Genomic DNA, 26,329 nt, shown 5'->3' on the forward strand with positions numbered 1-26,329 from the left:
CCAGGCTGTGGGCCGGTGGTCGGAATCGGTCTCAGGCCCCCGTCGAGCAGACGGGCAACGCCTGAGGCGGTCACCGGGCTGGTCTCGCTTGAACGCCTAAAGAAGCCGCGCGCGAAAGAGCAGTTCGGCTCTTCCACTTTCACCACACCACATCGAGCCGGGCTGCCCGTCGCGCCACCCTCGATCAACCTTTAGGCTTGAGGCTACACAGCCTCAGGCCCGAAGGTGCTGGCTCTGTGACAAGTCGCTTGCTGGCAGCTCCGCCTCAGCGGCAAGGCGCTTATCAAGCATGCCCGCTACGGACCCCGTTCACCCTTCCTGCCAAAAACAATCGCCATCGTGCCCCGGCATTGCTAGAGAGCATGCCAGCATAAGGGATTGAGCCAGGCCAGTGACGGAGACGGATGCCATTGTTGCGCTGATCGCGCTGTTTGAGCGCGAGGGCTATGCGCGTGTCGAGCCGCCGGTGCTGCAGCCGGCGGACGTGTTCATCGACCTGTCGGGCGAGGACATCCGGCGGCGCATGTTCGTGACGCAGAATGCTGACGGCACGGAGCTGTGCCTCAGGCCCGAATACACCATTCCCGTCTGCCTCCAGCATCTTGCCCAGCGCGGCGCCGAGCCCCTGGGCTATTCCTATGGCGGCCCGGTCTTCCGGATGCGTACGGGGGAAAGCGGCGAGTTCCTGCAGGCGGGCCTGGAATCCATCGGCCGGACCGACGTGTCGGCGGTCGATGCGGAAATCCTGGGCCTCGCCCTCGAAGGCTTGGCCCGGCTCGGCGGTCCCGCCCCTGTCGTGAAGCTCGGCGACATGGGTCTTCTCCACGCCCTGATCGACGCGCTGGGCGTGGCACCGGCCGCCAAGCGGCGGGTGATACGCGCCATCGTGTCGGGCCAGGGGCTGGCGAGCCTCGCCGAGCCCGAGGGTCCGGCCGCCCAGGAGCATGCGGGCCTTCTCGCCGCCATCGAGGGGCAGGCGCCCCAGGCGGCCAAGGCCTTCGTGGAGGACATCCTGTCGATTGCGGGCATCGCCCGGGTCGGCGGGCGCAGCGCTGGCGAGATCGCCGAGCGCTTCCTGGCCCGTGCCGCCAACCGCACCGGCTTGGCGGACGAGGCCCGGCAGGTGCTGGAGCGCTATCTTGCCATCGCAGGCGACCCCGATCAGGCAGCCCATGCGGTTCGGGCGCTCGCCAGGGATGCGGGCCTCGATATCGGCCCGGCCCTGACCCTGTTCGAGGAGCGCACCGGCTTCATGGCCGCCCGCGGCCTCGACGTTCGCAGCTTCTCGTTTGCCGCCACCTTTGCGCGCAATCTCGACTACTACACGGGCTTCATCTTCGAGGTGCAGGACACGCGCCGCAGCGATGGAAAACCCGTCGTCGGCGGCGGGCGCTATGACCGTCTGCTGGAGCACCTGGGCGCCGAGGCCCCGATCCCGGCGGTCGGCTGCTCCTTCTGGCTCGACCGCATCGTGGGGAGGCCCTGATGACCGATACTCCCCTTATTCTCGCTGTCCCCTCCAAGGGCCGCCTGCAGGAGAACGCGGCCGCGTTCTTCGCCCGCGCCGGGCTCGTCTTCACCCAGTCCCGCGGCGCGCGCGATTACCGCGGCACGCTCAAAGGCGTTCCGGACGTGGAGGTCGCTTTCCTGTCGGCCTCCGAGATCGTGAGCCAGCTCAGCTCGGGCACGGCCCATCTCGGTATCACCGGCGAGGATCTGATCCGCGAGCAGATCCCGGATGCGGATACGGCCGTCGAGATGCTGACGCCGCTCGGCTTCGGCCATGCCAACGTGGTGGTGGCGGTGCCGCAGGCCTGGATCGATGTGCGGACAATGGCCGATCTCGACGAGGTGGCGGCCGACATCCGTGCCCGCCACGGCACCAAGATGCGGGTGGCGACCAAGTACGTGAACCTCACCCGCCGCTTCTTCGCCGAAAAGGGCGTGTCCGACTACCGGATCGTCGAGAGCCTGGGCGCCACGGAAGGCGCGCCGGGCGCGGGCTCGGCGGAGCTGATCGTGGACATAACCACCACCGGGGCGACACTCGCCGCCAATGCCCTGAAGATCCTCGACGACGGGGTGATGCTGCGCTCCGAGGCCAACCTCGTGGCCTCCGCCCGGGCGCCCTGGACGGATCGGGCCAAGGCCGCCGCCACGGCCGTGCTCACCCGCATCGCCGCCGAGGAGGAAGCGCGCACGAGCCGCGAGGTTCGGGCGTGCCTCGATCCGGCGAAAGCCGCAGGCCTGGCGCCGCTCGTCAGGGAGCACGGCGCTACCCTGCCCTATGGCAATGCCCTGGGGCGCGAGATCGTGCTCCATTGCCGCACCGCAACCGTGTTCGACATCGTGACGGCCCTGCAGAACCTCGGAGCCCAGGACATCTCCGTCCGGGCCTTCGATTACCTGTTCCGTCCTACGAATGCGCTCACCGAGCGGCTGCTGCGGCGCATCGGCTAGGTGCGATTTCTCCAGCGGGACCAGGACAACATCACCATGTGATCACCTTGGGCGTTGCCTCTGCGCGCAAGGTTCCTTATGGTCCGGACGTTTCCGATGTAGAGGTTCCGATGAACGCGCTTCGACTTGCGACATGCCTGGTGGCTCTGGCCGCCGCCTCGGGAGCTCATGCCCAGTCAGCCGCCGCCACCCTCGGCCGCCCGGTCGGCCCGACCCGTCAGGTCGACACCAAGGTTCCGCAGCCTGGCCAGAACGGCAAGATCTTCCCGCTCAACTCTTCCTGGGTGGCCGTGAGCCTGAACGGCAAGCCCTTCACCGGCGAGCGCCCGAGCTTCAGGCTCGACGACCAGATGCGCGCCACCGGCTTTTCCGGCTGCAACACCTATGCCACCGCGGCCTACCCGCTGCGCGAGCAGGTGCTGGCCGTCGGCCCCTTCGCCCTGACGAAGAAGAGCTGCGACAAGTCCGCCATGGCCATCGAGCAGTCCTTCCTCGTGGCGCTCCGCTCTTCGGGCAAGTGGGACATCGATGGCCGCAACCTGATCATCAAGACCCAGAACGGCGGCGAGCTGCGCTTCGAGCGCTCTCTCTGAGGCTTTCGCTGGGGATTGAATGAAAAGGCCGGCTTCAAGCCGGCCTTCTTTGTTTGTCTCAGTGTCATTCCCGGCCGGAGCGCAGCGGAGGGGAAGGGAATCCATAGCGCTGAGCGTGATCGTGGATCCCCTTCCCGGTTCTGCGGACCGCCGGGGATGACACCCACCTCGTCATAGCCGGGCTTGTCCCGGCCATCCCATTTCCGAAAAGCATCGCGTTCAACATCATCGAGATCACCGGCACAATGCTGGTGATGACGAAGGATGCCTCACTCCGCAGGCTCCGCCTGGCGCAGGTCCACGGGGGTGGAGAGGCCGCTCTCCGTCTTCTTCATGTCGATGCGCCGGTCATGGAAGGCCGCGAGCGTCGAACGGTGGCCGATGGACACCACCGTGGTCTGCGGCAGCTTCTCCTTGATGATGCGATAGACCTCGGCCTCCGTCGGCTCGTCGAGGGCCGCGGTCGCCTCGTCCAGGAACAGCCAGTCGGGCTTGGCCAGAAGCGCACGGGCCACCGCAAGGCGCTGCTGCTCGCCCAGCGACAAGGTCTGGCCCCAGGCCCGCTCCTCGTCGAGACGATCGGCGATCTGGGGCAGCTTCGCCGCCCGCAGGGCCTCGGCGATCTCGGCGTCGCTGTAGGCATTCGCTTCCCCGGGATAGGTCACCGCCTCGCGCAGATTGCCGATGGGGATGTAGGGCCGCTGCGGCAGGAGCATCATGGTCTGCCCCTCCGGCACCTGCACCTCGCCCTCGCCGAAAGGCCAGATGCCGGCGATGGCGCGGAACAGGGTGGACTTGCCCGACCCCGACGGACCGGTCATGAGCGTGCGCTCGCCCGGACGGAAGGCAAGGCCCTCCGCATGTAGGAGGGTGCTGCCGTCGGGCAGGCGCACGTCGAGGTTTTTCAGGCGCAGCTCGCGGCCGGGAACCTGCGTGATGGCAAGCTTACTCTCGCCGCCGACCCGCTGCGCCGACGCGATCGCGCCCTCGAAGGTGGTGAGACGGTCGAGCACGGCCTTGTAGTCGGCAAGCGTCGTATAGATCGTGATAAAGTAGGTGAGCGCCGACTCCACCCGCGAGAAGGCGCCGACCACCTGCTGCATCTGGCCGAGCGAGATCCTGCCGATGAAGTAGTAGGGCGCGGTGAGCATATAGGGCACTACCACATTGGCCTGGAAATAGGCCGACGTGAAGGTGTTCAGCTTGATGAGGCGGATGACGATCCGCATGTAGTTGTCGACGATCTGGCCGAAGCGCCGGGCGATGCCCTCCCGCTCGGCCGGTTCGCCGGACAGAAGCGCCACCTGCTCAGTGTACTCGCGCAGGCGCGCCAGGGAGAAGCGGTAGTTCGCCTCCACCCGCTCCTGCTCGAAGTTAAGGCCGATGAGCGGGCGGCCGATCAGGTGCGTCACCCAGGTGCCGAGGATCGCGTAACCGGCGCAGACCCAGACCAGCAGCCCCGGCACCTCCACGTTTGTGCCTGGGAAGGTGAAGCCGGCCGAGATCGTCCAGAGGATCGCTACGAAGGAGACCAGCGTGGCCGCCTGATTCATGAGGCCGACAGAGAGCGAATAGGTGCTCTCGACAAACTTGCGCAGGTCTTCCGAGATGCGCTGGTCCGGGTTGTCGGCGCCGCGGCCGATCAGCTGCATCCGGTAATGGGCGCCGTCGCCCAGCCACTCGCCGACGTAGTAGGTGTTGAGATAGGCGCGCCAGCGGATGGTGAGTACGTTCTGCAGCAGCACCTCGGTGAGCGCGATGGCCACGAAGACGGCCGCGAGCGGCGTGAAGATGATGAAGAGCTGATACCAGAAGGCCGCCGCATCCTTGGCTTCCAGTGCATTGAACATGTCGCGCGAGAAGAAGCTGAGACGGACGTTGAGAGCCACCTGCGCGAGGTTGATTGCGATCAGGGTTCCGATGAACCAAGTGCCGATAGTGCCCTCCCGCGCCCGCACGAGACCGATGAATGGAATGCGGATGATGCTGTCGGCTTGGGAATTGAGGTATCGGTCGGTGATGCGGCAGATGGTGCGAATGACGGGAACATAGGAGAGCCCGAAGATGATCGCGCCGAATGCCGCCGCGCCGAGAGCCGCGGATGGCGGTGGGACATAGCCCGTGTAGTCGCCCGTGATAAAGCCGGCCCGGGCACCGAGGATCAGCGCCACAAGGATGAGATGCGTGGCCGTGAGCATCACGAGGAAGATGCGCAGGAATTTCGGGATCGCGCGACCCACGAACGCAACCCCGGCAAGGGCCAGGGTCGAGAGGGGCAGGTAGAACGGAACGTCGACCGCCACGGACACGGAGGCCGCCAGAACCCCCAACCCCACGAGTGCCAGCACGAGGCTCGCCTTGATCATACGCATCTCCTGCCAGGATCCCTGCCCCGGCTCTTAGAAACTCAAGGCAGCCGGATCAATGGCGCTTGTGGCGAAAGAAAGGAAGAACTTCTTCTCTGGGTGCGCCATAGCGGCCTTGTGACAATAACAGCCAGGGGTCTGGTGCGTTAGAACGTTCTTTAAAAAAAACTGTCCTCTTAAAAGAACAAAACCGTTGACATGGAGAACGGCATCCCCCATCTGTCTTGTCCGATACGAGACATCCTGAAGACGGATTAATGAACGCTCCCCTTGGCTATATCGGCAACACGCCGGCCCAGCGCCTGATTCCGGCCCAGCCCATCGTGCGCCTGGAGAAGGTGTCGAAGACCTTCCCCGGTCGCGACGGCCAGCCCGTGACGGCCCTGCGCGAGATCGACCTCACGGTCCCCCAGGGCTCCATCCTCGGCGTGATCGGCCGCTCCGGCGCCGGCAAGTCGACCCTGATCCGTCTGGTGAACGGCCTTGAGAAGCCCTCCTCCGGCAAGGTGATCGTGGATGGCGCCGACATCGCGGCCCTGCCCGAGGCGGCGCTTCGGCATGCGCGCCGCTCCATCGGCATGATCTTCCAGCACTTCAACCTGCTGTCCTCGCGCACGGCCGCCCAAAACATCGCCCTCCCCCTCGAGGTGGCAGGCTACGATAAGGCGGACATCCGGACGCGGGTCGAGGAGCTTCTCGCCCTAGTCGGCCTCTCCGACAAGCGCAACCGTTATCCGTCCGAGCTCTCCGGTGGCCAGAAGCAGCGCGTGGGCATCGCCCGGGCGCTCGCCACCAAGCCCAAGGTTCTGCTCTCCGACGAGGCAACCTCGGCCCTCGACCCGGAGACCACCCGGTCGATCCTCGACCTGCTCGCGCGCATCAACGAGGAACTCGGCCTCACCATCCTGCTCATCACCCATGAGATGGCCGTGATCCGCAATATCGCCCGCGAGGTCGCGGTGATCGAAGGTGGCGGCATCGTCGAGCAGGGCAATGTGTTCGAGGTCTTCACCCGGCCGCAGCACGAGGTCACCCGCTCCTTCCTGGCCGACGAATCCGGTCGCGCGTTGCCGCCCTATGTGCAGAGCAGACTCACATCCGAGGCGACGCCCGGCAGCCAGGCCGTCATTCGTATTGGCTTCCGTGGCCCCCATGCCACCGATCCGGTTCTGGCGCGGCTCGCCCGCGACCTCGATATCGAAGCCAATATCCTGTCCGGTTCGGTGGACGAGATTGCAGGACGCCCCTTCGGCACACTGGTCGTCGGCGTGCCGGAAACGTCGGTTTCCACCACCCTCGACTTTCTGAAGAAGCACGGTCTCGACACGGAGGTCCTCGGCTATGTCGCCTGAGATGATCAACCTCATCGCCGCCTCCACGGGCGAAACCCTCTACATGGTCGCGGTCTCGGCCCTGATTGCGACTCTCTTCGGGCTGCCGCTCGGCGTCTATCTCGCCACCTCGGGCAAGGGCGAGCTCTTCGCAGCCCCTTGGGTCAATCGCGTGCTCGGCCTGATCGTCAACGCCACGCGCTCCACGCCCTTCATCATCCTCGTGGTGGCGATCATTCCCTTCACGCGCCTGATCGCCGGCACGTCCATCGGCACCAACGCCGCCATCGTGCCGCTGACCATCGCCGCAACGCCGTTCATCGCGCGGCTCATCGAAGGTGCGATCCGCGAGGTGGATCAGGGTCTCATCGAGGCGGCGCGCGCCTTCGGTGCGACCCCGCTCCAGATCGTGCTGAAAGTCCTGATCCCGGAGGCCCTCCCCGGCATCGTTCTCGGCCTGACGCTCGCGATCGTCTCCCTGCTCGGCTTCTCGGCCATGGTGGGTGCGGTCGGCGGCGGAGGCCTCGGCGATCTCGGCATTCGCTACGGCTACCAGCGCTTCATGCCCGAGATGATGCTCGCCGTGGTGGTCGTGCTCATCGTCCTCGTCCAGGCGGTGCAGAGCATCGGCGATCGCCTCGCCCGCCGCCTCAACAAGCGCATCCGCCACGCCTGATCACCGTCAAGTAACATCGCACAAGGAGTAACACGATGTCCCTGAAGAACCTGGGCCTCGCCGCCCTCTTCTCCCTTGCCGCCCTGCCGGCTCTCGCGCAGACCCAGACGCTGCGCATCGGCGTCACGCCCGGCCCGCATGCGCAGATTCTGGAAGCCGTGAAGCCGCTGGCAGCGCAGAAAGGCCTCGACATCAAGATCGTCGAATTCTCCGATTACGTGGTGCCGAACGAGGCCCTGTCCTCCGGCGAATTGGAGGCGAACTCGTTCCAGCATCAGCCGTATCTGGACAACCAGAAGGAAACCCGCGGCTACAAGATCGAGACCGTCGCGCAGACCGTGAACTTTCCGATCGGCATCTACTCCAAGAAGCACAAGTCCTTCGATGCGCTGCCGAACGGCGCGAGCATCGCCATCCCGAACGATCCCACCAATGGCGGACGCGCGCTTCTGCTCCTCCAGGACAAGGGCGTGATCAAGCTGAAGGACGGCGTGGGCTTCAAGCCGACGATCCTCGACGTCACCGAGAACACCAAGAAGCTGAAGTTCACCGAGATCGACGCAGCTCAGGCGCCGCGCGTGCTCGACGACGTGGATGCCGCCGTCATCAACACCAACTATGCCACGCAGGCCGGCCTCGACCCGGTCAAGGACGCCCTCACTCGCGAGAACCCAAAGGGTCCCTACGTCAACATCATCGCCGTGCGCGCCGCGGACAAAGATAAGCCGTGGGTGAAGACCCTCGTCGAAGCCTATCGCTCGCCCGAGGTGAAGAAGTTCGTGGAGGAGAAGTTCAAGGGCGCGGTGCTCGCCAGCTGGTAAGCTCCGGTTGCTTTGCGATCTTGCAGAAGGCCGGGCTTGCGCCCGGCCTTTTTCTTTGCCGCGTCACTTCTGCCGCGGCTCCTTCAGGTTCTCTCCGGCCGTCACGAGGCTCCCCTGCCTCTTGGCCTTCACGGCTTCGAGCAGTGTCCAGGCGGCGTTGCGCACCTCGTCCTGTATAGCCTCGTCCTGATCCAATTCCTCGTGGCTCGTGGCATAGGGTTTCCAGTAGCCGATATAGCGGTCGAGCTCCGCGGCGGCGCCGGCCGGAATGAGATCCATGGCACTCAGCCAGTCGGAGATAGAGTGGCGAACGCCGCCTGCGCCCTCCGTGTCGCCGTGGACGATGACGGAGAAGAGCCGGCCTTCCAGGTGCTTGGGATAATCCCAGCCCTTCAGCTCCATGCCCTTCGCGATGTTGGTCTTCTTGCCCTGGGTCGAGGTCGGGTCCGGGTTGCCGCCGTCAGCGCAGACGAGGCGGTCCATCATCAGCTTCAAGGGCGAGGACACCTGATACCAGTTCACCGGCGTGACGATCATCACCCCGTGCGCCTCAACCCATTTCGGGTAGATCTCGTTCATCCAGTCATGGACCTGCCCGAGCGAGTAGTTGGGATAGCAGGAGCACGGCCAGTGGCACAAAGCCGCCGCCGTCGAGAAACAGGCCTTGCAGGGGTGGATGTGGCGCCCGTACTCCGCGGTGAGACGGCTGAGTTCCAGCACCTCGACCTCTGTGTTCTCGGCGCTGCCGAGAACCTGATGGGCGATCTCCACGAGGCGGTAGCTCTTGGACATCTCGCCCGGACAGGTGTGCTCGCTGCGGGAGGAGGCTGAAATCAACAGGAAGCGGGCCGGGCCGTTCGGATCCTCATGCCGCTTCTGCGCCACGTCGATGGCGTCCCTGGCGGCAATCCAGTCAACGGCAAGATCGTAATCGGGATCGGCGAAGCCGGGACCGGCCTTGCGGGTCTTGGGGCTCTTGCGGTGATGGCTAAAGGCATCCCAGGCCGCGTCGGCAATCCGCTGCAACTCGGTCCCGAGCGGTTCGTAGGCCGGGTCCTGAAACTGCTCGAGAAACCTGCTGCGGAACTCAGCCTCGTCGAGGGTCGGATCGGGCGTACCCTTTCGTGCTTCTGGAGAGGACAAAGCGCAGCTCCTGCGTTGCGGCGTGGTTGCCAAGCTTGGAACGCAGGTTATCCATGCCGGTTCCGGCGCTTCGTTGATGTTGGATCATCACTATTTGCTTATCGGGTCCCAAGCCCTACCTCGAAGCCCACCCTCCCTTCCGCACGATCTACGGAGCAGCCGATGTCGACCATACCCACGATCCGCCTGAACGATGGAAACGCGATGCCGCAAGTGGGCTTCGGCGTCTGGCGGGTCTCCAACGAGGAAGCCAAGAGCGCCGTCGCAGGAGCCATCGAGGCCGGCTACCGCTCCATCGACACGGCATCGATCTACGGTAACGAGGAGGGCGTGGGCGAGGCTATCCGCTCCACCTCCGTCCCGCGCGACCACCTCTTCATCACCACCAAGGTGTGGAACGACCGTCAGGGCTACGACAGCACCCTGCGCGCTTTCGACGAGAGCCTGGCGCGCCTCAAGGTCGATTATGTGGATCTCTACCTCATCCATTGGCCGGTGGCGGGCAGCGAGGCCTATCGCGACACCTGGCGGGCGCTGATCAAGCTGCAGCAGGACGGACGGGCAAAATCCATCGGCGTTTCGAACTTCATGGTGCCGCATCTGCAACGTGTGATCGACGAGACCGGCGTGACGCCTGCCGTCAACCAGATCGAGCTGCATCCCCGGTTCCAGCAGAAGGAACTGCAAGCCTTCCACAAGGCAAACGGCGTCGTCACGGAATGCTGGGGGCCGCTCGGGCAAGGCACGATCCTGTCCGACGAGACCTTCGCCGCCATCGGGCGCAAATACGGCAAGACGCCCGCCCAGGTCATCCTGCGCTGGCACCTCGACAACGGCTTCGTGGTCATTCCGAAATCCGTGACGCCGTCACGCATCCGCGAGAACATCGACGTGTTCGACTTCCAGCTCGATGCGGACGACATGCGCGCCATCGAGGCTCTCGACAGCGCCTCGGGCCGCGTCGGCCCCGACCCGGCGGTGTTTGCCTGATCATCGGGGATGGTTTCTACAGGCGGCTCTTCGCCGGTTCGCCTGTAGCCTCGAACTGCCTGTAGATCGCCTCCGCGATGGGCAGGAGCTGTGCGCGATCCACTTTCGCCGTAACCACGTAGGAAAGACCGTTGTCGATCCAGGAGAAGGCGGACACGTCGTCGCGAGACTCGAAGCGGAACGACGTCTGCGCGTCCGTTCCGCCGGAGCGCGCATAAAGCGTAAGCCGGTTGCCGCCGGCATTCTCGTACATGAAGAGAGCCGCCGCTTCGCCGCCGTCCGGGAGAAGCCGGCCGCCGATGAGGCGGTAGCCCTGGGCCGTCAGGTTCGGAGCACTCAGCGGCTTGCCGACGCGGCGGGACAGCCACTGCACGAGATGCGCCTCCTGCTCGGCCGGCACCTCCACCGGGTGCAGGCGCTCGCCGACATAGATCCGATGCGCCGCGATGGCGTTTCCGGCAACGCTCGTCTGCGCCAGTTGAGCCGGGCCGGATGACCACCAGATCCCGCCAGCCGCTCCCAGGACAGAGCCGACGAGGAGCCCCGCCACGGCGGCCGCAACGGCCGCAGGGCGGCCCCGCGGCGGACGGCGCTGCGCGGCCATGAGATTGGCGATCCGAAGGCGCGAGGGAATGGGCTCGGCGGCTTTGAAGGACAGCCGGGCGCGCAGGGCCTCGCGCTGCTCGATCTCCTGCCCCACCTGATCGGCCAGGGCCGGATGATCTTCCAAATAAGCTTTGACCGCCTCGCGCCGCGACGGGGTGAGCCTGCCGTCCACATAGGCCTGCAGATCGTCTTCTCCGATGGGTCGCTCGCCCGTCACTTTACTCTCCTCAAGACGGTGCTACGCCCGTTCTCCATGAATTCCCGCAGCCGCGCCCGCGCCCGGCTCAGGCGCGACATGACCGTGCCGAGCGGAATCCCCAAAACCTTTGCAGCCTGCTCGTAGGACAGATCCTCGACTCCAACCAGCAGCAGCAGGGAGCGCTGCTCTTCGGACAAGGCATCGAGCCCTACGAGAACGTCGCGCAGGCCGGCATGACTCTCCGGATCTGTCCCGAGAGCCTGGACGTCGTTCAGAGCGTCCTCACCCACCTGGGTTCCGCGTGCCTTACGCTGCCTCAAACCGTTGAGGAACAGGTTGCGCTGGATGGTGAAGAGCCACGCTCTGAGATCGCCCTCCTGCCGGCGCTGACCCCATCGGCTGATGGCCCGCTCGAGGGTATCCTGAACGAGATCGTCCGCCGCTTCATGATCGCGCAGCAGGGCCCAGGCGTAACGCCTCAGGGCCGGGATCTGCGGTTCGAGAAGGGCGGCGATCTCATCCAAGGTCGGTTCTCAGGCTACGGCATCATTCAAGGATGAACCGCCGGGCTCGGCAAGCCTCACGGCATCGCCACACGCCAGACATTGTTGACGCCGTCGCCCGTGACCTCGCCGGGCTTCGTGTCCTTCACCCAGAGATAGAGCGGCTTGCCCTTGTAGGCCCATTGCTTGGAGCCGTCGTCGCGGGTGACCACGCTCCAGTCGCCGGACGCGGAGGCATTCGCGGCGGCCATCAGCGGGGGCCAGTTCTGGGCGCACTGGCCGTTGCAGGCCGACTTGTCAGCCGTGTCGCGATCAAAGGTGTAGAGCGTCATGCCCTTGGCATCGACGAGAGCCTTGCCCTTGCTCGTATCTGCGACCTTCGCGGGAGCGGCGGTCTGAGCAACGGCGACGGATGCGGCGACGAGGGCTGCGGCCAGGATGGCGGGGCGCAGGATCTGTCTCATGGGTGTCCTCCAAGGTCGGGTGTGACCACAACCTCAAAGACACGGGGGCAGAGCCGCTTATTCCCGAAAGCTTGACAATATTCTCTGCGGATTAGCGGCCCATGGCGTTGAACTGCGCCGGGTCGTCGAGAGGCTCGCGCAGCTCGATCCGATGGCGTCCGTTGTCGCGGACCTGCGCCGTCCGGTAGGTTCCGTCCAAGTCGTCCTGCGGCGGCAGGAGGATGTCCACATCCGCCGCATCGAGGCGCCGCACCTCACGGTCGACATCAGGCACGAGCAGGCTGACGACCGGCGCCTTGGTGACCTGGACCGCCGCGGTCGTGTCCGGCTCCTGCTGCAGGATATGGTCCGCCTCGGAAATCTCGAGCAGGAAACCGCTGCGTTCCAGCACCGCCTTGCGTCCCGTTACGAGGCTTTGGCTGCCGAGCAGCCGGAATCCCAGCTTGTCCCGGTACCAGTCTACGCTCGCGTCGAAGTCAGGCGTGCGGATGGACGCCGAGCTCGGGCGAGGCTCGCTGTCGGCTGCCGCCGACCCTGCGGTCAGCAACCCGAGGCTGGCGACGATCAGCTGTGACGCAAGAAGGACGCGCCACAGGCTCTGCCGCCCCTTCGGAAGAATTGATTGTCCTGCGCTCACGTCCCGATCCTCGCTTAGCCAGCTATCGCTTAGCCGTATACACATGAACGCATAGAGCGGCAGATCGTTTGGCGGCGGGCTGAACGGTTGAGCTATGCAGTCAGGTCATTCCTGGATGAGTTTGAGCAGCAGGGCCGACAATTGCCCGGCTTCCTTGTCGGTGAGCTTGGCGCTGATGAACCGGTTGATCGCCGCGCCGTAGACGCTCCACATGCGCCATTGAAGGGCCTTACCCTCTTCGGTGATCTCGATCAGCTGGCGCCGCTTGTCGCCCGGAAAAGGGATGCGGCGCACCAGCCCTTTGTTCTCCATACGATCGAGAAGCCTGGACAGATTGTACTGCTCGAAGAGGCCGGCCTCCTCAATCTCGCGGGGTGTGAGACGGCCTTCCGGTCCCCGCTTCAGTTCGAGCAGCACATCATACCAGTGCAGGGACGGGAAGCCGGCGCTCTTCAGCTCCGCCTCGATGCGCCCCACCACAATGCGCTCCGCCCGGATCAGGCGGCCCCAGGCTCTGATGACGGAGGCAGGCGGCTCCGGAGGTGGTTCTTGCATTGCGGCAAAGCTCCTCTGTTTTTGATGCAATTGCATCGAGATTGACAGATCCATGCATCTGCATCAATTCATATGCACCTGCATGGAGATTTGCAATGTCACACCCTCAACCAACCAATTCCGACTACGCCGCCCTGCTCCTCAGGGTCTCGCTGGGTACCATGTATATCGCCCACAGCCTCATCCTGAAGTGGATGACCTTCACGCTCGCCGGCACGGCGCAGTATTTCGAGTCTCTCGGCCTGCCGGGAGCCCTCGCCTATGCCACCTTCTTGGCCGAGCTCATCGGCGGCATCCTGCTTGTTCTCGGCGTCCAGAGCCGCTGGGTCGCTCTCGGTCTTCTGCCGGTTCTGTTCGGCGCCGCCTGGGTCCACATCGGCAATGGCTGGGTCTTCTCGGCCCAAGGTGGTGGCTGGGAATACCCGCTTTACCTGATCGTGCTCTCGGTCGCTCAAGCCCTTCTCGGCGACGGGGCCTATGCCCTGAAGCCTTCGCGCCCGCTCGCCCTGTCCCCTGCCTCGGCATCGCTCAAGGCAGCGGCCTGATCCCGTCCACCCCTGGAGATACATCATGAAGCTCTACTACTATCCTGGCGCCTGCTCGCTCGCCCCTCACATCGTGGCCCGCGAGGCCGGCCTTGCCCTCACCATCGAGAAGGTCGATCTCGCCAACCGCACCACCGAGACGGGCGCAAATTATCTGGCCGTCAATCCAAAGGGCTACGTTCCGGCCCTCGGGCTGCAGGACAACTCCGTGCTCACGGAAGTCAGCGCCATCATCCAGTACCTGGCCGATGCCCAGACCGAGAAGACGCTGGCGCCTGCCGCCGGCAGCATGGAGCGCTACCGCCTGCTGGAATGGCTCGGCTTCATCAGCACGGAGATCCACAAGGGCTTCGGCCCCCTGTGGAACCCCGCGACGCCCGACGCGGTGAAGGCCGCCACCAAGGAGCGCCTCGCCAGCCGCTTCGCCTATCTCGACGAGACGTTTGCCAAGCAGCCCTTCCTGATGGGCGACACGTTCACCATCGCCGACGCCTATCTCTTCACGGTGGTGAACTGGACGAACTTCCACGGCATCGACATCTCGTCGTTCCCGAACCTGCAGGCCTTCCAGGCCCGCATCGCCTCCCGCCCGGCCGTGCAGCAGGCGCTCGAGGCCGAAGGCTTGGTGAAGAAGGCGGCTTAAGTCACACACAGCTCATTCAAACAAGAAACGCCCTGGAGCGATCCAGGGCGTTTCGTCGTGACATGTCGGGATGCTCAAACGATCCAGAAATCGTTCGCCTTCACAACGCTCATCGGTTCGAGCTGCGCGAATTTGACAGCGGCATACTTCGTGCCGGACCCGTCGGCATCGTAGACCAGATCACCGGTCTTCTTGTTGAACCCGATCCGATCCGTCTCGTCCTTGGCCTTGCTCCCGAAGAACAACGCGTTCTTCTTCAAGGCACCCTTGGCGATCTTGCTGAAGATCACCTTCGAGAGATGAATGGTGTCGTCCGTGGAGCGGAAGTCGAACACCACATCGATATTGTTCTTCAGCTTTGTGCTGAAGCTGAAGATGTCCTTGCCCTCTCCACCCAGCAACTGATCCTGGCCGAGATCCCCATCAAGCCTATCGTTTCCGGCTCCGCCGTCGAGAACGTTGCCGCCCTCGCTTCCGGTGAATTTGTCATCGCCATCGCTGCCGGAGAGATTCTCGATGTTGCGGATCGTTTCCCAGCTCTGCTGACCCGTCTTCTGCTGCTCCGTAATCCTCAGGTCCACCTTGGCGGCCTGCCTGTAAGACAGCGTATCGATTCCGTTGCCGCCGTCGATGAACTTGGTGCCCCACCCGGTCTCGAACACCTCCGTCTCGCTGCCGCCCCAGGCAATGTCGGATCCGGCATTGAGGACAACGACTCCTTTGATGGTGCCGCCGCGGCCGTCATAAACATCATCTCCCGAGCCTAGAACCACATCGCCACGGATCTGTCCCTGATTCTTGATGATGCTGGAGCCTTTTGAGGCCCCATTGATGGCTGCGAACTTCGTGCCCTCGATCAACCCGGTATTGTCAATGACGAGCCCCTCGTCCGAGCCGGATGCCACGATGCCGAAGTTGCCTTTGATCGAGCCTGAGTTCAGTACATGGCTCTGAAACGATTCGAGTCGGACGCCATAACTCCCTCCGCTGATTGTCCCGGCATTGTTCAGCACATGCGCTTGTCCAGGGTTGTTGGCGCCATAGAGGTAGACGCCATCCTGCGCTCCCGTGATGCTTCCCGATGCACCGACGGTGATGGTGCCGCTCACCACAACGGCAGGCCCCTGCTCGCTGTGAACGCTCCCATAGATCAGAAGGGAGTGATCTGGGTCGAATGATACCTCGGACGAAATCCCCACCGCTCCAGCGCCAGTCGCAGTGATCGAAACCCCTGCTGCCAAGACAAGGGTTGTCGTGAATTCGAGTGAAACCGCAGCAGAATACGGCTCGCTCGTTGACTGAGCTGTATCGATCACACGGATGATAGGCATGGCTGATCTCCCAGAACGGATCATAACGTTATATCGATACGAAACGCCCTTTCAAGGAAGCTCAGCGACCAACAAAAAGCCCCGGATTGCTCCGGGGCTTCTTCGTTTTAGGCTGTGGTGCCTGGACGTCTTAGAAGTCCATGCCGCCCATGCCGCCCATGCCGCCGCCCGGCATCGCCGGCGCGCTTTCGCGCTTGGGAGCCTCGGCAACCATGGCCTCGGTCGTCACGAGCAGGCCGGCCACCGAAGCGGCGTCCTGGAGAGCCGTGCGGACGACCTTCGCCGGATCGACGATACCGGCCTGGAGCATGTCCACGAACTCTTCCGTCTGAGCGTTGAAGCCGAAGGTGTCGGAGCCCTTGTTGTCGTTGATCTTGCCGACAACGATGGAGCCTTCGACGCCGGCGTTCTCGGCGATCTGGCGGATCGGAGCCTCAAGCGCGCGCAGCACGATCTTGATGCCGGCCTGAACGTCCGGGTTGTCGGTGGTCAGCTTCGCAACGGCGCCCTTGGCGCGCAGCAGAGCCGTGCCGCCGCCGGGGACGATGCCTTCTTCCACCGCAGCGCGGGTGGCGTTCAGAGCGTCGTCAACGCGGTCCTTCTTCTCCTTGACCTCGACCTCGGTCGCGCCGCCGACGCGGATCACCGCGACGCCGCCTGCGAGCTTGGCGAGACGCTCCTGGAGCTTCTCACGGTCGTAGTCCGAGGTGGTCTCCTCAATCTGCGCCTTGATCTGAGCCACGCGAGCCTCGATGTCGGCCTTCTGGCCGGCGCCGTCGATGATCGTGGTGTTCTCCTTCTCGATGCGAACGCGCTTGGCGCGGCCGAGCATCGGGAGCTGCACGGTCTCGAGCTTGATGCCGAGGTCTTCCGAGATCGTCTGGCCGGCGGTCAGGACGGCGATGTCCTCGAGCATGGCCTTGCGGCGGTCGCCGAAGCCGGGAGCCTTGACGGCAGCGATCTTCAGGCCGCCACGGAGCTTGTTGACCACGAGGGTCGCGAGAGCCTCGCCTTCCACGTCCTCAGCGATGATGAGGAGCGGCTTGCCGGTCTGAACGACAGCCTCGAGGATCGGCAGCATGGGCTGGAGCGAGGAGAGCTTCTTCTCGTGGATGAGGATGTAGGGATCCTCGAGCTCGGCCACCATCTTCTCGGCATTGGTGATGAAGTACGGCGAGAGGTAGCCGCGGTCGAACTGCATGCCCTCGACCACATCGAGCTCGGTCTCGGCGGTCTTGGCTTCCTCGACCGTGATCACGCCCTCGTTGCCGACCTTCTGCATGGCATGGGCGATCATCTCGCCGATGTCCTTGTCGCCGTTAGCGGAAATCGTGCCGACCTGGGCAACCTCGTCGGAGGACTTCACCTTCTTGGCGCGGGCCTGGATGTCCTTCACGGCCTCAGAGGTCGCGAGGTCGATACCGCGCTTGAGGTCCATCGGGTTCATGCCGGCGGCAACCGCCTTGGCGCCCTCGCGGACGATGGCCTGGGCCAGAACGGTGGCCGTGGTGGTGCCGTCACCGGCGATGTCGTTGGTCTTCGAGGCCACCTCGCGCACCATCTGGGCGCCCATGTTTTCGAACTTGTCGGCGAGCTCGATCTCCTTGGCGACGGTGACACCGTCCTTGGTGATGCGCGGAGCGCCGAAGGACTTCTCGATCACCACGTTCCGGCCCTTGGGGCCGAGCGTGACCTTCACCGCATCGGCGAGGATGTCGACGCCGCGCAGCATCTTGTCGCGAGCATCGGAAGAAAACTTAACGTCTTTGGCAGCCATGGGCTTTGCCTCCAGTTAAATTGGAAAATCTGTAATGGGTCCGTGGGCCTGATTAGCCGACGATGCCCATGATGTCGGATTCCTTCATGATCAGGAGATCCTGACCGTCGACACGCACTTCGGTGCCGGACCACTTGCCGAACAGGACGCGGTCGCCAGCCTTCACGTCGAGGGCAACAACCTTGCCGCTCTCGTCACGGGCGCCGGGGCCGACGGCGACGATCTCGCCCTCTTGCGGCTTCTCCTTGGCGGTGTCCGGGATGATGATGCCGCCGGCCGTCTTCTCTTCGGCTTCGATGCGGCGGACGACAACACGGTCGTGCAGCGGACGGAACTTCATGGAACTTCCCCTTTGACAATTGACGCGGCCCCTCTGGCCGCACCCTGGTCTGTCGGCTGTTAGCACTGTCTCCTGACGAGTGCTAACGCTGGCCGCGAGATAGGCATAAGCCGATGGGGAGTCAAGAGACCTGCCTTATGGTCAGGGCCGGAAAAGAAGCCTTGACGCTCTATAGGGGCGGGTCATGATCATTTCATGACCGATCTGGAAGCCATCGGCAAAAGCTGCTTTGCCCTTCACGCCCGCATGACGGCGCGGCTCCTGAGCCGCACCTACGAGGCGGCCCTGCGCCCTCTTGGTCTCAAGCTGCCCCAGTTCGGCATCCTGGGCGCCATAGGGCATGGCACGACGGCATCCGAAACCGTCCTGGCCGAGCGGCTCGGACTGGAGCGTACCACCCTTGTGAGGAACCTGAAGCTCCTGACCGAGAACGGCTGGATCGAACCCGTTCCCGGCGAGGGACGCGGCCTCCGGCACAGGCTCACGCCCGAAGGACAGGCCCTCCTGGAGGCTGCCATCCCCCTCTGGCAACAAGCCCAGGCTCAGGTGGAGGCTCGGCTCCAGGATGTTGAAGGCGACGAAGCCCGCAAGGCGATGCGTGCCCTGAGAAAGGCCTCTCATTCCTCTTAAAAGCCGTTGCAGGATCTCGCCCCTTCCCGTACCGTGTATCTACACAGACAGGAGAGAGCGATGCTTGAGCGGGTTCATGGAATCGTATCGCGGGATGTGCTGACGGCTGAGCCGGGCCTCGCCTTTCTGCGCGGCATGCTGGAGGGCCGCCATCCGGCGCCTCCCTTCTCGCGCTCCACCAATGTCTACATGATTCAGGCCGAGGAAGGCCGGGTGGTTTTCGAGGGCGAGCCGACGGAAAGCTTCTTCAACCCGCTCGGAACCATCCATGGCGGCTGGACCTCAGCCATCCTCGACAGCGCCATGGCCTGCGCCGTCCACAGCACCCTGGCCGCCGGCCAGGGCTACACGACGGTGGAGATGAAGCTCAACTTCGTCCGGCCGATCCTGCCGAATATGGGCAAGGTCACCTGCGAGGGCGTTCTCATTCATCGCGGCGGAACGCTCGCCACCTCCGAGGGCAAGCTCTTCGATGCCAAGGGCCGGCTTCTCGCCCATGGCACCGAGACCTGCATGATCTTCAGCGCGGCGGCCAGCAAGGCTGCCTAGGGTATCGGACCCAAAGTGGACTTGCACTTTTGGGATCCATCCGATGCTCAGTCTCTAAGCTAGCGCCGCGACGTCAGCATGGCGGCGGCCACGATGAGGATGCCGCCGCCCAGCGTCGCCCAGGTGGGGATTTCGCTGAACACCCCGTAGCCGATCAGCACCGCCCAGATCAGGGCCGTGTATTCGAGAGGGGCGAGCCGCGCCGCCTCGGCCTTGGCATAGGCGGTCACCATGAGCATATGGCCCATGAAGCCCAGCGCCCCCATGAGCATGAACCAGCCCAGATGCATGAGGTCGAGCGGCTGCCAGACGAAGAGCGCGAAGGGCGCCACGAGAATGGCCGGGCCGATATTCTGGAAGACCACGATGTGCAGGAACTTGTCCCGCTGGGCGCGCTGGCGCAGCAGCACCAGGCTGAGCGCATAGGTGACGGCCGATGTCAGCGCCGCGGCGACCCCGCCCCAGGACCGCGCGGAATTCGCCTCCTCGGTCTGGCCCAAGACCACGACGAGCGTTCCGGCGAACCCGATGGCGATGGCCCCGATGATCCGGACATCCACCCGCTCCTTCAGCATCAGGAGCCCGAAGAGCGCGATGAACATCGGCGAGAGGAACGACAGGACGAGGGTCTCGGCCAGGGGCAGCTGCCCCAGCGCATAGAAGAAGCTGACAGCCGTGACCACGGCGATGACCGAGCGCATTGAATTGGCGATCACCGTCTCGCGGCTCGGCCAACCGGGCCGCATGACGGACACGACGGCGGCCACGATGAGAGAGCCGCAGGCGAAGCGCAGGAAAGCCACCTGGAAGATCGGGTAAAAGGCGGCCATTCCCTTGATGACCGCATCCATGATGGACAGAACCGCGATGCCCGAGGCCGCCCGCAGGGCGGGACCGAATTTCATGATGTTACGACGATGTGAAAAGCAGCGTCCGGGATGAGCGCCGTCGAAGCGAAGGCTCTTACAGCACTTTCCTCAAAGCTTCATCTCTCTTTTCTCAGCATCGACAGGAAATGGGTCCTGACTTCGGCGCTTAAATTCATGCGAGCTTGGCGGAAACAAAAGCCGCGCTTGCCGTTAACTCAGCAAAACACAGCTATAGGACACTTCAATGCGTGCTTGGATCCCTTGCTCTGCAATGCTTTTGGCCGCCCTCCTGCCGGCCGCGGCCTCGGCCCAGCCCATGGGCCGCGCCGGACAGTTCTACGGCAACACCTACATCTCGTCGCAATACGATTACTACCCGTATGCGCGGACCCAGGACGGCTATGCGGAGGATTATCCGCGCGTCACGCGCCCGTCATCCCGCACCCAGGCCTACCGCACCAGCAGCTACCCGTATGACGTGCGCTCCACCGGCAGCACGGTGGCATCCTTGCCGCAGGATTACGGCAACGGCACCGGCTACGACAACAGCATCGATTATGCGATCGCCCCGCAGTTCCAGCGCCAGATCGTGTCATACCAGGGCCGGGAGCGGCCCGGCACGATCGTGGTCGATACCGACAACAGGTTCCTCTACCTCGTGCAGGACGGCGGCCGCGCCATTCGCTACGGCATAGGCGTTGGCCGCGAGGGCTTCGAGTGGAGCGGGCGCCAGACCGTTTCCATGAAGCGCGAATGGCCGTCCTGGCGTCCGCCGGCCGAGATGCTGCGCCGTCGCCCCGACCTGCCACGGTTCATGGAAGGCGGCCCCGACAACCCGCTCGGCGCGCGCGCTCTCTACCTCGGCTCGTCGCTCTACCGCATTCACGGCACGAACGAGCCGCACACCATCGGGCAGGCTGTCTCCTCGGGCTGCATCCGCATGCTCAACGAGGACGTGGTCGATCTCTACAACCGCGTGAAGGTCGGCGCGCCTGTGATCGTGATCTGATCGCCCGGAGGCGAGATCATCCATTCATGAAAACGGCCGGGCAAGCCCGGCCGTTGGCTTTATCGGAAGGTGCAGGCGCGTGTGATGTTACGGAGCCGATCAGGCCCAATCGCCCTCGTCTCCGCCATCGCCGCCGAAGTCGGAAAAATCCTGACCGGAATCCTGGTTGCTCGCGTCTTGGTAGAGTGAATCTGTGATGCCTTCATTGCCGGCGTTGGCAGCCTGATCGGCGCCCCCGAGGCCGGCCGCAGACGCCACATCGCTCACCGGATTGTTCTCGCCGCTGAAGGCACTCGTCAGGGCGTTCGCGATCATCATGCCGCCGGCGACGCCGGCCGCCGTCGAGAGCGCGGTTCCCAGGAACCCGCCTCCACCGCCGCGCTGCATCATGCCACCGCCCCAAGGGCCGGGCGTGCCGCCCTGAGGCGCGCCGTAGGGCTGCTGCGGATGGCGCTGCGGCTGGCCCCAGGGCGAGGCCTGACGGGCCGGCGGCGTGTTGTAGGCCGGCCCCGGCGGACGGGAGCCGCCGCCGAAGATACTGGAGAGAAAGCCGCCGGCTTGCGGCCGCCGGCTTGCCTGATCGAGCTCGGCGCGCAGATGCTCGTTCTCGGCCTGAAGTTTCGCGAGCGCCTGCTCCTGGACGTAGACCGCCTGGGCCATCGCATAGGGCGCATAGGGCTGCTCGCGCAGCTTGTCGGCGATGAAGCGCTCTGCCTCGGGATCGCGCGGCTGGTTCGCCACCTGTTCGAGCCGTCGGAAGATGTCGCTGATGACCTGGCGTTCTTGATCGTTCATGGCAAGCCTCCTTCAAGGGTTGTCGGAAACAGATGTAAGCATGGCGGTCGGGTTTGTTAGGGGGCCGCGAGGCCAAGCCTGCGCATATTCCGCAAGGCATGCGGGGCGATGGCCTCCAGCTCCCGAAGCCCGCGCCACGCGGCCCCATGCACCTCCCGCAGATCGGGCCGGAGGGCTGCGCTCTCCCGGGCTCTCACCACATAGCGGATGTCGTGATGCCAATGCTCGGGCTCGCCCCGTTCGGGACGGGCGGGAATGCGGTGGCTGTCGATGTCGATGGGAAGACCGGACGCGCGATGCCAGGGATCGATCGCAAGCCCCTCCATCCCGGTCTCCTCCACAGCCTCGCGCAGGGCCGAGGCCGCCAGATCCTCCGGCGCCTCGTAATGACCGCCGGGCTGCAGCCATCGTCCGAGGAACCGGTGATGGATCAGCAGGATTTTTCCGCCCTTTGCGTCGAGTATGAACGCCGATGTGGTGACATGCCCCGGAAAGGTGCGGCGGGAATGAATGTCATCCCCATTGGCGATCTGCCTGCACAGGAGAGCATGGCGTTCTTCAGGCACGTCGAACGCACTCGCATGCCGGTCCAGGATCGTCTTTACATGCTCCCGGAAGGCCGCAGCATCGAAGCTCACAGATGAGGCATCCACCCCCGCTCAGCCTTTCATCACCTGGGCGAAGGCATCCTTGTAGTCCGGATGCCAGCGCGACAGGGGTGGACGGTTCTCGGTGATATCCTCGGCGGCCCAGCGGATGCGCTTCTCGTCCATGTTGCGTGTGGTCTCGTTGTCCGGGCACAGCACGTAGAAGTCGCCCCGCTCCAGTGCCGGCAGCAGGAAATCGATCACCTGTTCCGGGGCCCAGGCGCCGGCGGGTTTCTCCGTTACGCCTCTGGCCTTGGTGAAACCCGTATAGACGAAGCCCGGGATGAGCAGGTGTGCCGTCACTTGAGCCTCGGGCGTGTTGCGCAATTCATGCGCCAGCGCCTCCGTGAAAACCTTCACGCCGGCCTTCGACACATTATAGGCCGTGTCGCCCGGCGGTGTGGTGATGCCCTGCTTCGACCCGGTGTTGATGATGGCGCAGGGGCTCTTCTGCGCGATCATGGCGGGTGCAAAAGCCTGCACGCCGTTGATCACGCCCCAGAGGTTCGTGTCCAGAATGGCGTGCCAGCGCTGCGGATCTCCAAAGATCTGCCCGCCGCCCTCGGTGCCGGCATTGTTCATCAGCACGGCGACCTCACCGAAAGCCGAAAGAACCTGGTCCTTCAAGCGCTCGATATCCTCACGCCGGCTCACGTCGGCTGCGACGGCCAGAACGTTGTCCGCCGATCCGGAGACGCCCGCCACCTCTTCAGCGCTTCGCTGGAGAGCCTCGCCTGGGAGATCGGCCAAGCACACTTTCATACCGAGTTCCGCAAAGCGCTTGGCGGCCGCAAAGCCGATGCCGCTGGCGGCCCCGGTGATGACGGCAACGCGGTTGGCAGTGAGTGCTGGATGCTGGGCCATTCGCTTGGTGTCCTTTGCTCTCGATCCGACAATGGACCCAAAGTGGCGCGCTGCGAATGGTTCGCCAAGGGACCCAGATCGAGCCACTCATGCATCCAATGAAAGCTGCCGTGTCATTCCCGACCGGAGCGCAGCGGAGGAGAAGGGAATCCATGGCACTGTGCGGACCGTGGATCCCCTTCCCTCGCCTTCGGCTCGCCGGGGAAAGCACCTGTGCTTCTTATCGGGAGCAAAGCGCAAAAGAAAAAAGCCCCGCATCGCTGCGGGGCCTTGGAGGTAGCTTGCTTATTCCGCGTCCGGCGACTTGAGCGGTCGGACATTAGTCTCGACCTCTTCCTCGTCGAAGAGGGTCGGGTCGTCCTCCTGCGTGTCGAGGCGCGTCTTCTTGCGCAGGGCCACGTATTTCTTCTGGATCTTGGTGCGGCTCTCGCGGGCGATTTCGAGGGCGCCCTGCACGAGGGAGCGCTCGGCCTTCTCGTTCTGCAGCTCTTCGGTGAAGCGCCGGTTGGCGGCTTCCAACGTGCTGCGCTCCTGCTCGAAACGCTTGGTGAGCTGGTCGATGCGCTCGGAGAGGCTTGCCACCTTGTTGTCGGAGCTTTCGATCTGGAAGTCCTTGGCCGCGATGGCCTTGCCCAGCATCTCCACGCGCTCCTGCAGCTCGATGCGCGAGCGCTGGAGCTCGTTGACCATGGCCACCTGACGCTCGACCTCCTGCTGGGTCGCCTCCAGGCGACGGTCGAGGGTGTTCTTCTCGATGGTGGTCTCTTTCAAGGTGCGCTCGACGCCGCGCAGGGCCTCGTTCTTGTCGCGCAGCTGATCGCGGGTATGGGCCAGGATCTTGTCGGTGGCCGAGAGACGCGAGGTCAGACCCTCGATCTTCATGTCGAGCGAGGAGAGGTCGGTCTGGTGGGCCGAGCGCTCGGAATCGATCTGCGTTTCCAGGCGCTGGCGCAGCACCTGCTCGGCCATGAGCTTGGTCTCGAGTTCGGAGGCGCGCTGGCGGGTGGATTCGAGCTGGGTCTCCAGTTCGCCGTAGCGGTTTCCGAGGCTGGAGAGGCGGTAGTTCTGCTCCTCGGCCACCTTCTGCAGGCGCTTGACCTCATGGTCCCTTTTCCCGGCGATTATGCTACACGAGAAAACCCTTTCGTGAGGTGCCATTATGCCCGATGCCTATTCGTATGTGCGGTTCTCAACGCCCGCCCAAATGCAAGGCGACAGCCTGCGTCGTCAAACCAAACGGTCAGACGATTTCGCCAAGAAACACGGGCTTACTATCGTCCGGAATTACCACGATCTTGGTGTTTCCGGCTTCCGTGGCAAAAACAGAGAAATCGGCCAACTTGGTGCCTTTCTGGACGCGGTAAAGGACGGTCGGATTAAGCGTGGGTCGTGGCTTCTGGTTGAGTCGCTGGACCGTCTGAGCCGCGACACCGTTGTGGAAGCTCTCCCCGGTTTCCTAGCAATCCTGAAGCAGGGTATCATTGTCGCCACCATCCAAGACGAACGGATCTATGACGAAATTTCCGTACAGGATGGCATGCAGTTGATGGGCAGCTTGATCGTTATGAGCCGCGCCCATGAGGAAAGCCGACGTAAGGCCGACCTCACGAAGGAAAATTGGAAGACCCGGCGTGAGAAGGGTAAGAAGCAAGCCCTCTGCCCTGCGTGGCTGCGGCTCCTGTCGGATGGCCAGACCTACGAATGCATTCCCGAACGGGTGAAGATTTTGGAAGAGATCTTCCAAATGTGCGTCGATGGAATGGGCAGCTACACTATTGCCAAGATCCTCAACGAACGTGGCGTTGATCCATTCTCAAAGAAACTCGACGGCAAGCCTCGTGCCGGGAAGGAGGCCCGTGGCTGGCACGCGGGGTCCGTGCTGGATCTCCTGACACATCGTGGCGTCCTGGGTGAACTCCATATCTTCCACCGGGAGGGTGCGAAGAAGTTCCCGTCCGACCAACCACCCATCAAGAACTGGTATCCGGCAGTGATTGATGAGGCCCTGTTCCTTCGGGCACAGGCCGCACGTCGGAAAGGTCGGTCAAAGGGTCGGAAGGGGCACACCTGGGAAAACCTGTTCCAAGGTATCGGCCATTGCAACCACTGTCAGGGGCCGATGCTCATCACCCACAGCCGGAACCAGACCTACTTGAAATGCAGTAATACCAAGAACGGGATCAACTGTAAGGAAGTAGGAGCACGCTACTTTCGCAACCGGACTGTTGAAGATGTGATCTTGGATCACGTTCGGGAGTACAAACTTTCTGAACTCTTCGCCAATCCTGTGACGGATGCGGAGCTTCGGAAAGTAGAGGTTGAGCTTGCCGGGTGTGCTGAAACAATCGGTCAGCTTGATAAACGCAATTCCAACCTCATCCGGCTGATGACCGACCTTGATCCGGATGACCCAACCATTGCCGACTATCAAAAAGTTGTGCGCGAACAGCGGGCGAAAATGGGCTTAGCCAACGATCTCCTGAAATCGTTGCAGGACCGTCGGGCAGAACTCGTGGCCCAACAGGACTACCGTGCGGACGTGGAAGCGATGGTGCTGAAACTCCGTCAGCAGATGGCCACAGAGGAAGATCCTACCAAGGTGGTTGCTATTCGGGCTAAGCTGGCTTCGGCCCTCAAGCTTTTCATCGACACCATCCAGTTCGACGCCAGGGAGGGCACCATTGATGTGATCCTGATGGGTGGTGCGGTGGCCTATCGGTTCAGACGGTCGGAGAAGAAATCCGGCTTCAAGCGTGAGTTCACCTATGCCTTTGAACAGCGGGTGAGTCTGCTGCCGGGGATGGTGGCAGGCATTCGGCCCATCGAAGCCTTCCTGGGCTACGATGCAAACGAAGAACGGGTGGAGAAGATGAAGCCGCTGATCACCCTATCCTGAGTTTTTTCGTTCACCGAAACCCTGCTAAAGCATCCACCAAACGGTGGGCTTTTCATGAGTGATTTGGCGGTCAAGGTTCAGCTTGATAGG

At 63.8% G+C, this 26,329-nt stretch carries 28 protein-coding genes; 13 read left to right on the plus strand and 15 right to left on the minus strand.

What is annotated here, in order from left to right; genetic code table 11:
• Positions 1–391 precede the first annotated feature (391 nt).
• The 3 genes from JQC81_RS02555 to JQC81_RS02565 all read left to right on the plus strand — a co-directional run bounded on the left by JQC81_RS02555 (position 392) and on the right by JQC81_RS02565 (position 3,053).
• Complete coding sequence (locus JQC81_RS02555; protein ID WP_203270150.1) at positions 392–1,486, plus strand: ATP phosphoribosyltransferase regulatory subunit; 1,095 nt, start codon at positions 392–394, stop codon at positions 1,484–1,486.
• The gene (gene hisG / locus JQC81_RS02560) at positions 1,486–2,460 is read left to right on the plus strand and encodes an ATP phosphoribosyltransferase (RefSeq protein ID WP_203270151.1); all 975 of its coding nucleotides are present in this window, start codon (positions 1,486–1,488) and stop codon (positions 2,458–2,460) included. Before JQC81_RS02555 ends, hisG begins: the two co-directional genes overlap by 1 nt.
• Positions 2,461–2,570: 110 nt before the next feature.
• On the plus strand, positions 2,571–3,053 hold the full coding sequence (locus JQC81_RS02565; protein WP_203270152.1) for an META domain-containing protein: 483 nt from the start codon (positions 2,571–2,573) through the stop codon (positions 3,051–3,053).
• Positions 3,054–3,322: 269 nt separating this feature from the next.
• Here JQC81_RS02565 and JQC81_RS02570 read toward each other — a convergent pair whose 3' ends face one another.
• Entirely contained in the window at positions 3,323–5,419 is a 2,097-nt protein-coding gene (locus tag JQC81_RS02570) for an ABC transporter ATP-binding protein/permease (protein WP_203270153.1), read from the minus strand.
• A gap of 257 nt (positions 5,420–5,676) precedes the next feature.
• Between JQC81_RS02570 and JQC81_RS02575 the strand changes: the two genes are divergently transcribed.
• From JQC81_RS02575 to JQC81_RS02585, 3 genes are read left to right on the plus strand one after another with little or no spacing between them, the layout of a single operon-like run.
• A complete protein-coding gene (locus tag JQC81_RS02575; protein WP_210347052.1) occupies positions 5,677–6,771 on the plus strand; it encodes a methionine ABC transporter ATP-binding protein in 1,095 nt (364 codons plus the stop codon).
• Positions 6,761–7,426, plus strand: coding sequence for a methionine ABC transporter permease (locus JQC81_RS02580; protein WP_203270154.1), 666 nt, complete (start codon positions 6,761–6,763; stop codon positions 7,424–7,426). The genes JQC81_RS02575 and JQC81_RS02580 overlap by 11 nt, the downstream gene beginning before the upstream one ends.
• Positions 7,427–7,461: 35 nt before the next feature.
• Positions 7,462–8,247, plus strand: a complete 786-nt coding sequence (locus tag JQC81_RS02585) for a MetQ/NlpA family ABC transporter substrate-binding protein (protein WP_203270155.1) — start codon at positions 7,462–7,464, stop codon at positions 8,245–8,247.
• 63 nt (positions 8,248–8,310) lie between these two features.
• On the opposite strand, the gene JQC81_RS02590 is transcribed toward JQC81_RS02585, so the two are convergent.
• Positions 8,311–9,390 (minus strand): flavodoxin family protein, encoded by a 1,080-nt coding sequence (locus JQC81_RS02590; RefSeq protein ID WP_203270156.1) that lies wholly within the window; start codon positions 9,388–9,390, stop codon positions 8,311–8,313.
• A 162-nt stretch (positions 9,391–9,552) separates the two neighbouring features.
• Between JQC81_RS02590 and JQC81_RS02595 the strand changes: the two genes are divergently transcribed.
• Positions 9,553–10,380, plus strand: a complete 828-nt coding sequence (locus JQC81_RS02595; RefSeq protein ID WP_203270157.1) for an aldo/keto reductase — start codon at positions 9,553–9,555, stop codon at positions 10,378–10,380.
• Between the two features lie 16 nt (positions 10,381–10,396).
• On the opposite strand, the gene JQC81_RS02600 is transcribed toward JQC81_RS02595, so the two are convergent.
• The 5 genes from JQC81_RS02600 to JQC81_RS02620 all read right to left on the minus strand — a co-directional run bounded on the left by JQC81_RS02600 (position 10,397) and on the right by JQC81_RS02620 (position 13,344).
• A complete protein-coding gene (locus JQC81_RS02600) occupies positions 10,397–11,203 on the minus strand; it encodes an anti-sigma factor family protein (RefSeq protein ID WP_203270158.1) in 807 nt (268 codons plus the stop codon).
• Positions 11,200–11,709 (minus strand): RNA polymerase sigma factor, encoded by a 510-nt coding sequence (locus tag JQC81_RS02605; RefSeq protein WP_203270159.1) that lies wholly within the window; start codon positions 11,707–11,709, stop codon positions 11,200–11,202. The genes JQC81_RS02600 and JQC81_RS02605 overlap by 4 nt, the downstream gene beginning before the upstream one ends.
• 56 nt (positions 11,710–11,765) lie before the next feature.
• Positions 11,766–12,152, minus strand: a complete 387-nt coding sequence (locus JQC81_RS02610) for a COG4315 family predicted lipoprotein (RefSeq protein WP_203270160.1) — start codon at positions 12,150–12,152, stop codon at positions 11,766–11,768.
• A gap of 91 nt (positions 12,153–12,243) precedes the next feature.
• Positions 12,244–12,789, minus strand: coding sequence for a VOC family protein (locus JQC81_RS02615; protein WP_203270161.1), 546 nt, complete (start codon positions 12,787–12,789; stop codon positions 12,244–12,246).
• A gap of 105 nt (positions 12,790–12,894) precedes the next feature.
• Complete coding sequence (locus tag JQC81_RS02620) at positions 12,895–13,344, minus strand: MarR family winged helix-turn-helix transcriptional regulator (protein WP_246520171.1); 450 nt, start codon at positions 13,342–13,344, stop codon at positions 12,895–12,897.
• Positions 13,345–13,439: 95 nt separating this feature from the next.
• Here JQC81_RS02620 and JQC81_RS02625 point away from each other — a divergent pair, with 95 nt between their 5' ends.
• Together JQC81_RS02625 and gstA are read left to right on the plus strand one after the other, a co-directional pair.
• Positions 13,440–13,889 (plus strand): DoxX family protein, encoded by a 450-nt coding sequence (locus tag JQC81_RS02625; RefSeq protein WP_203270163.1) that lies wholly within the window; start codon positions 13,440–13,442, stop codon positions 13,887–13,889.
• A 25-nt stretch (positions 13,890–13,914) separates the two neighbouring features.
• Positions 13,915–14,532 carry a glutathione transferase GstA gene (gene gstA / locus JQC81_RS02630; protein WP_203270164.1) on the plus strand — a complete coding sequence of 206 codons (618 nt, stop codon included), beginning with the start codon at positions 13,915–13,917 and terminating at the stop codon, positions 14,530–14,532.
• A 74-nt stretch (positions 14,533–14,606) separates the two neighbouring features.
• On the opposite strand, the gene JQC81_RS02635 is transcribed toward gstA, so the two are convergent.
• The 3 genes from JQC81_RS02635 to groES form a co-directional block, all read right to left on the minus strand.
• Positions 14,607–15,863 carry a calcium-binding protein gene (locus JQC81_RS02635; RefSeq protein ID WP_203270165.1) on the minus strand — a complete coding sequence of 419 codons (1,257 nt, stop codon included), beginning with the start codon at positions 15,861–15,863 and terminating at the stop codon, positions 14,607–14,609.
• A 130-nt stretch (positions 15,864–15,993) separates the two neighbouring features.
• Positions 15,994–17,640, minus strand: coding sequence for a chaperonin GroEL (groL, locus tag JQC81_RS02640; protein WP_203270166.1), 1,647 nt, complete (start codon positions 17,638–17,640; stop codon positions 15,994–15,996).
• A gap of 52 nt (positions 17,641–17,692) precedes the next feature.
• Positions 17,693–17,980 carry a co-chaperone GroES gene (gene groES, locus JQC81_RS02645; RefSeq protein WP_196263029.1) on the minus strand — a complete coding sequence of 96 codons (288 nt, stop codon included), beginning with the start codon at positions 17,978–17,980 and terminating at the stop codon, positions 17,693–17,695.
• A 195-nt stretch (positions 17,981–18,175) separates the two neighbouring features.
• Between groES and JQC81_RS02650 the strand changes: the two genes are divergently transcribed.
• Together JQC81_RS02650 and JQC81_RS02655 are read left to right on the plus strand one after the other, a co-directional pair.
• A complete protein-coding gene (locus JQC81_RS02650) occupies positions 18,176–18,610 on the plus strand; it encodes a MarR family winged helix-turn-helix transcriptional regulator (RefSeq protein ID WP_203270167.1) in 435 nt (144 codons plus the stop codon).
• Positions 18,611–18,670: 60 nt separating this feature from the next.
• Entirely contained in the window at positions 18,671–19,159 is a 489-nt protein-coding gene (locus JQC81_RS02655; protein WP_203270168.1) for a PaaI family thioesterase, read from the plus strand.
• 59 nt (positions 19,160–19,218) lie between these two features.
• Here the strand turns inward: JQC81_RS02655 and JQC81_RS02660 are convergent, their stop codons facing one another.
• Positions 19,219–20,064 carry a DMT family transporter gene (locus JQC81_RS02660; RefSeq protein ID WP_203270169.1) on the minus strand — a complete coding sequence of 282 codons (846 nt, stop codon included), beginning with the start codon at positions 20,062–20,064 and terminating at the stop codon, positions 19,219–19,221.
• Positions 20,065–20,299: 235 nt separating this feature from the next.
• Here JQC81_RS02660 and JQC81_RS02665 point away from each other — a divergent pair, with 235 nt between their 5' ends.
• Positions 20,300–21,037: a L,D-transpeptidase gene (locus tag JQC81_RS02665; RefSeq protein WP_246520173.1), complete on the plus strand. Its 738-nt coding sequence runs from the start codon at positions 20,300–20,302 to the stop codon at positions 21,035–21,037.
• Between the two features lie 99 nt (positions 21,038–21,136).
• Here JQC81_RS02665 and JQC81_RS02670 read toward each other — a convergent pair whose 3' ends face one another.
• The 4 genes from JQC81_RS02670 to JQC81_RS02685 all read right to left on the minus strand — a co-directional run bounded on the left by JQC81_RS02670 (position 21,137) and on the right by JQC81_RS02685 (position 24,501).
• A complete protein-coding gene (locus JQC81_RS02670; protein ID WP_203270170.1) occupies positions 21,137–21,832 on the minus strand; it encodes a DUF2076 domain-containing protein in 696 nt (231 codons plus the stop codon).
• A 56-nt stretch (positions 21,833–21,888) separates the two neighbouring features.
• Positions 21,889–22,470 (minus strand): NUDIX hydrolase, encoded by a 582-nt coding sequence (locus tag JQC81_RS32885; RefSeq protein ID WP_203270171.1) that lies wholly within the window; start codon positions 22,468–22,470, stop codon positions 21,889–21,891.
• Positions 22,471–22,491: 21 nt separating this feature from the next.
• Complete coding sequence (locus JQC81_RS02680) at positions 22,492–23,343, minus strand: SDR family NAD(P)-dependent oxidoreductase (RefSeq protein WP_203270172.1); 852 nt, start codon at positions 23,341–23,343, stop codon at positions 22,492–22,494.
• Between the two features lie 285 nt (positions 23,344–23,628).
• A complete protein-coding gene (locus JQC81_RS02685) occupies positions 23,629–24,501 on the minus strand; it encodes a hypothetical protein (protein WP_203270173.1) in 873 nt (290 codons plus the stop codon).
• Between the two features lies 1 nt (position 24,502).
• Here JQC81_RS02685 and JQC81_RS02690 point away from each other — a divergent pair, with 1 nt between their 5' ends.
• Positions 24,503–26,239 carry a recombinase family protein gene (locus JQC81_RS02690; protein ID WP_203270174.1) on the plus strand — a complete coding sequence of 579 codons (1,737 nt, stop codon included), beginning with the start codon at positions 24,503–24,505 and terminating at the stop codon, positions 26,237–26,239.
• Positions 26,240–26,329: the final 90 nt, after the last annotated feature.

The sequence above is a fragment of the Microvirga arabica genome (assembly GCF_016811235.1).
In the GTDB taxonomy this organism is placed as follows: Bacteria; Pseudomonadota; Alphaproteobacteria; order Rhizobiales; family Beijerinckiaceae; genus Microvirga; species Microvirga arabica.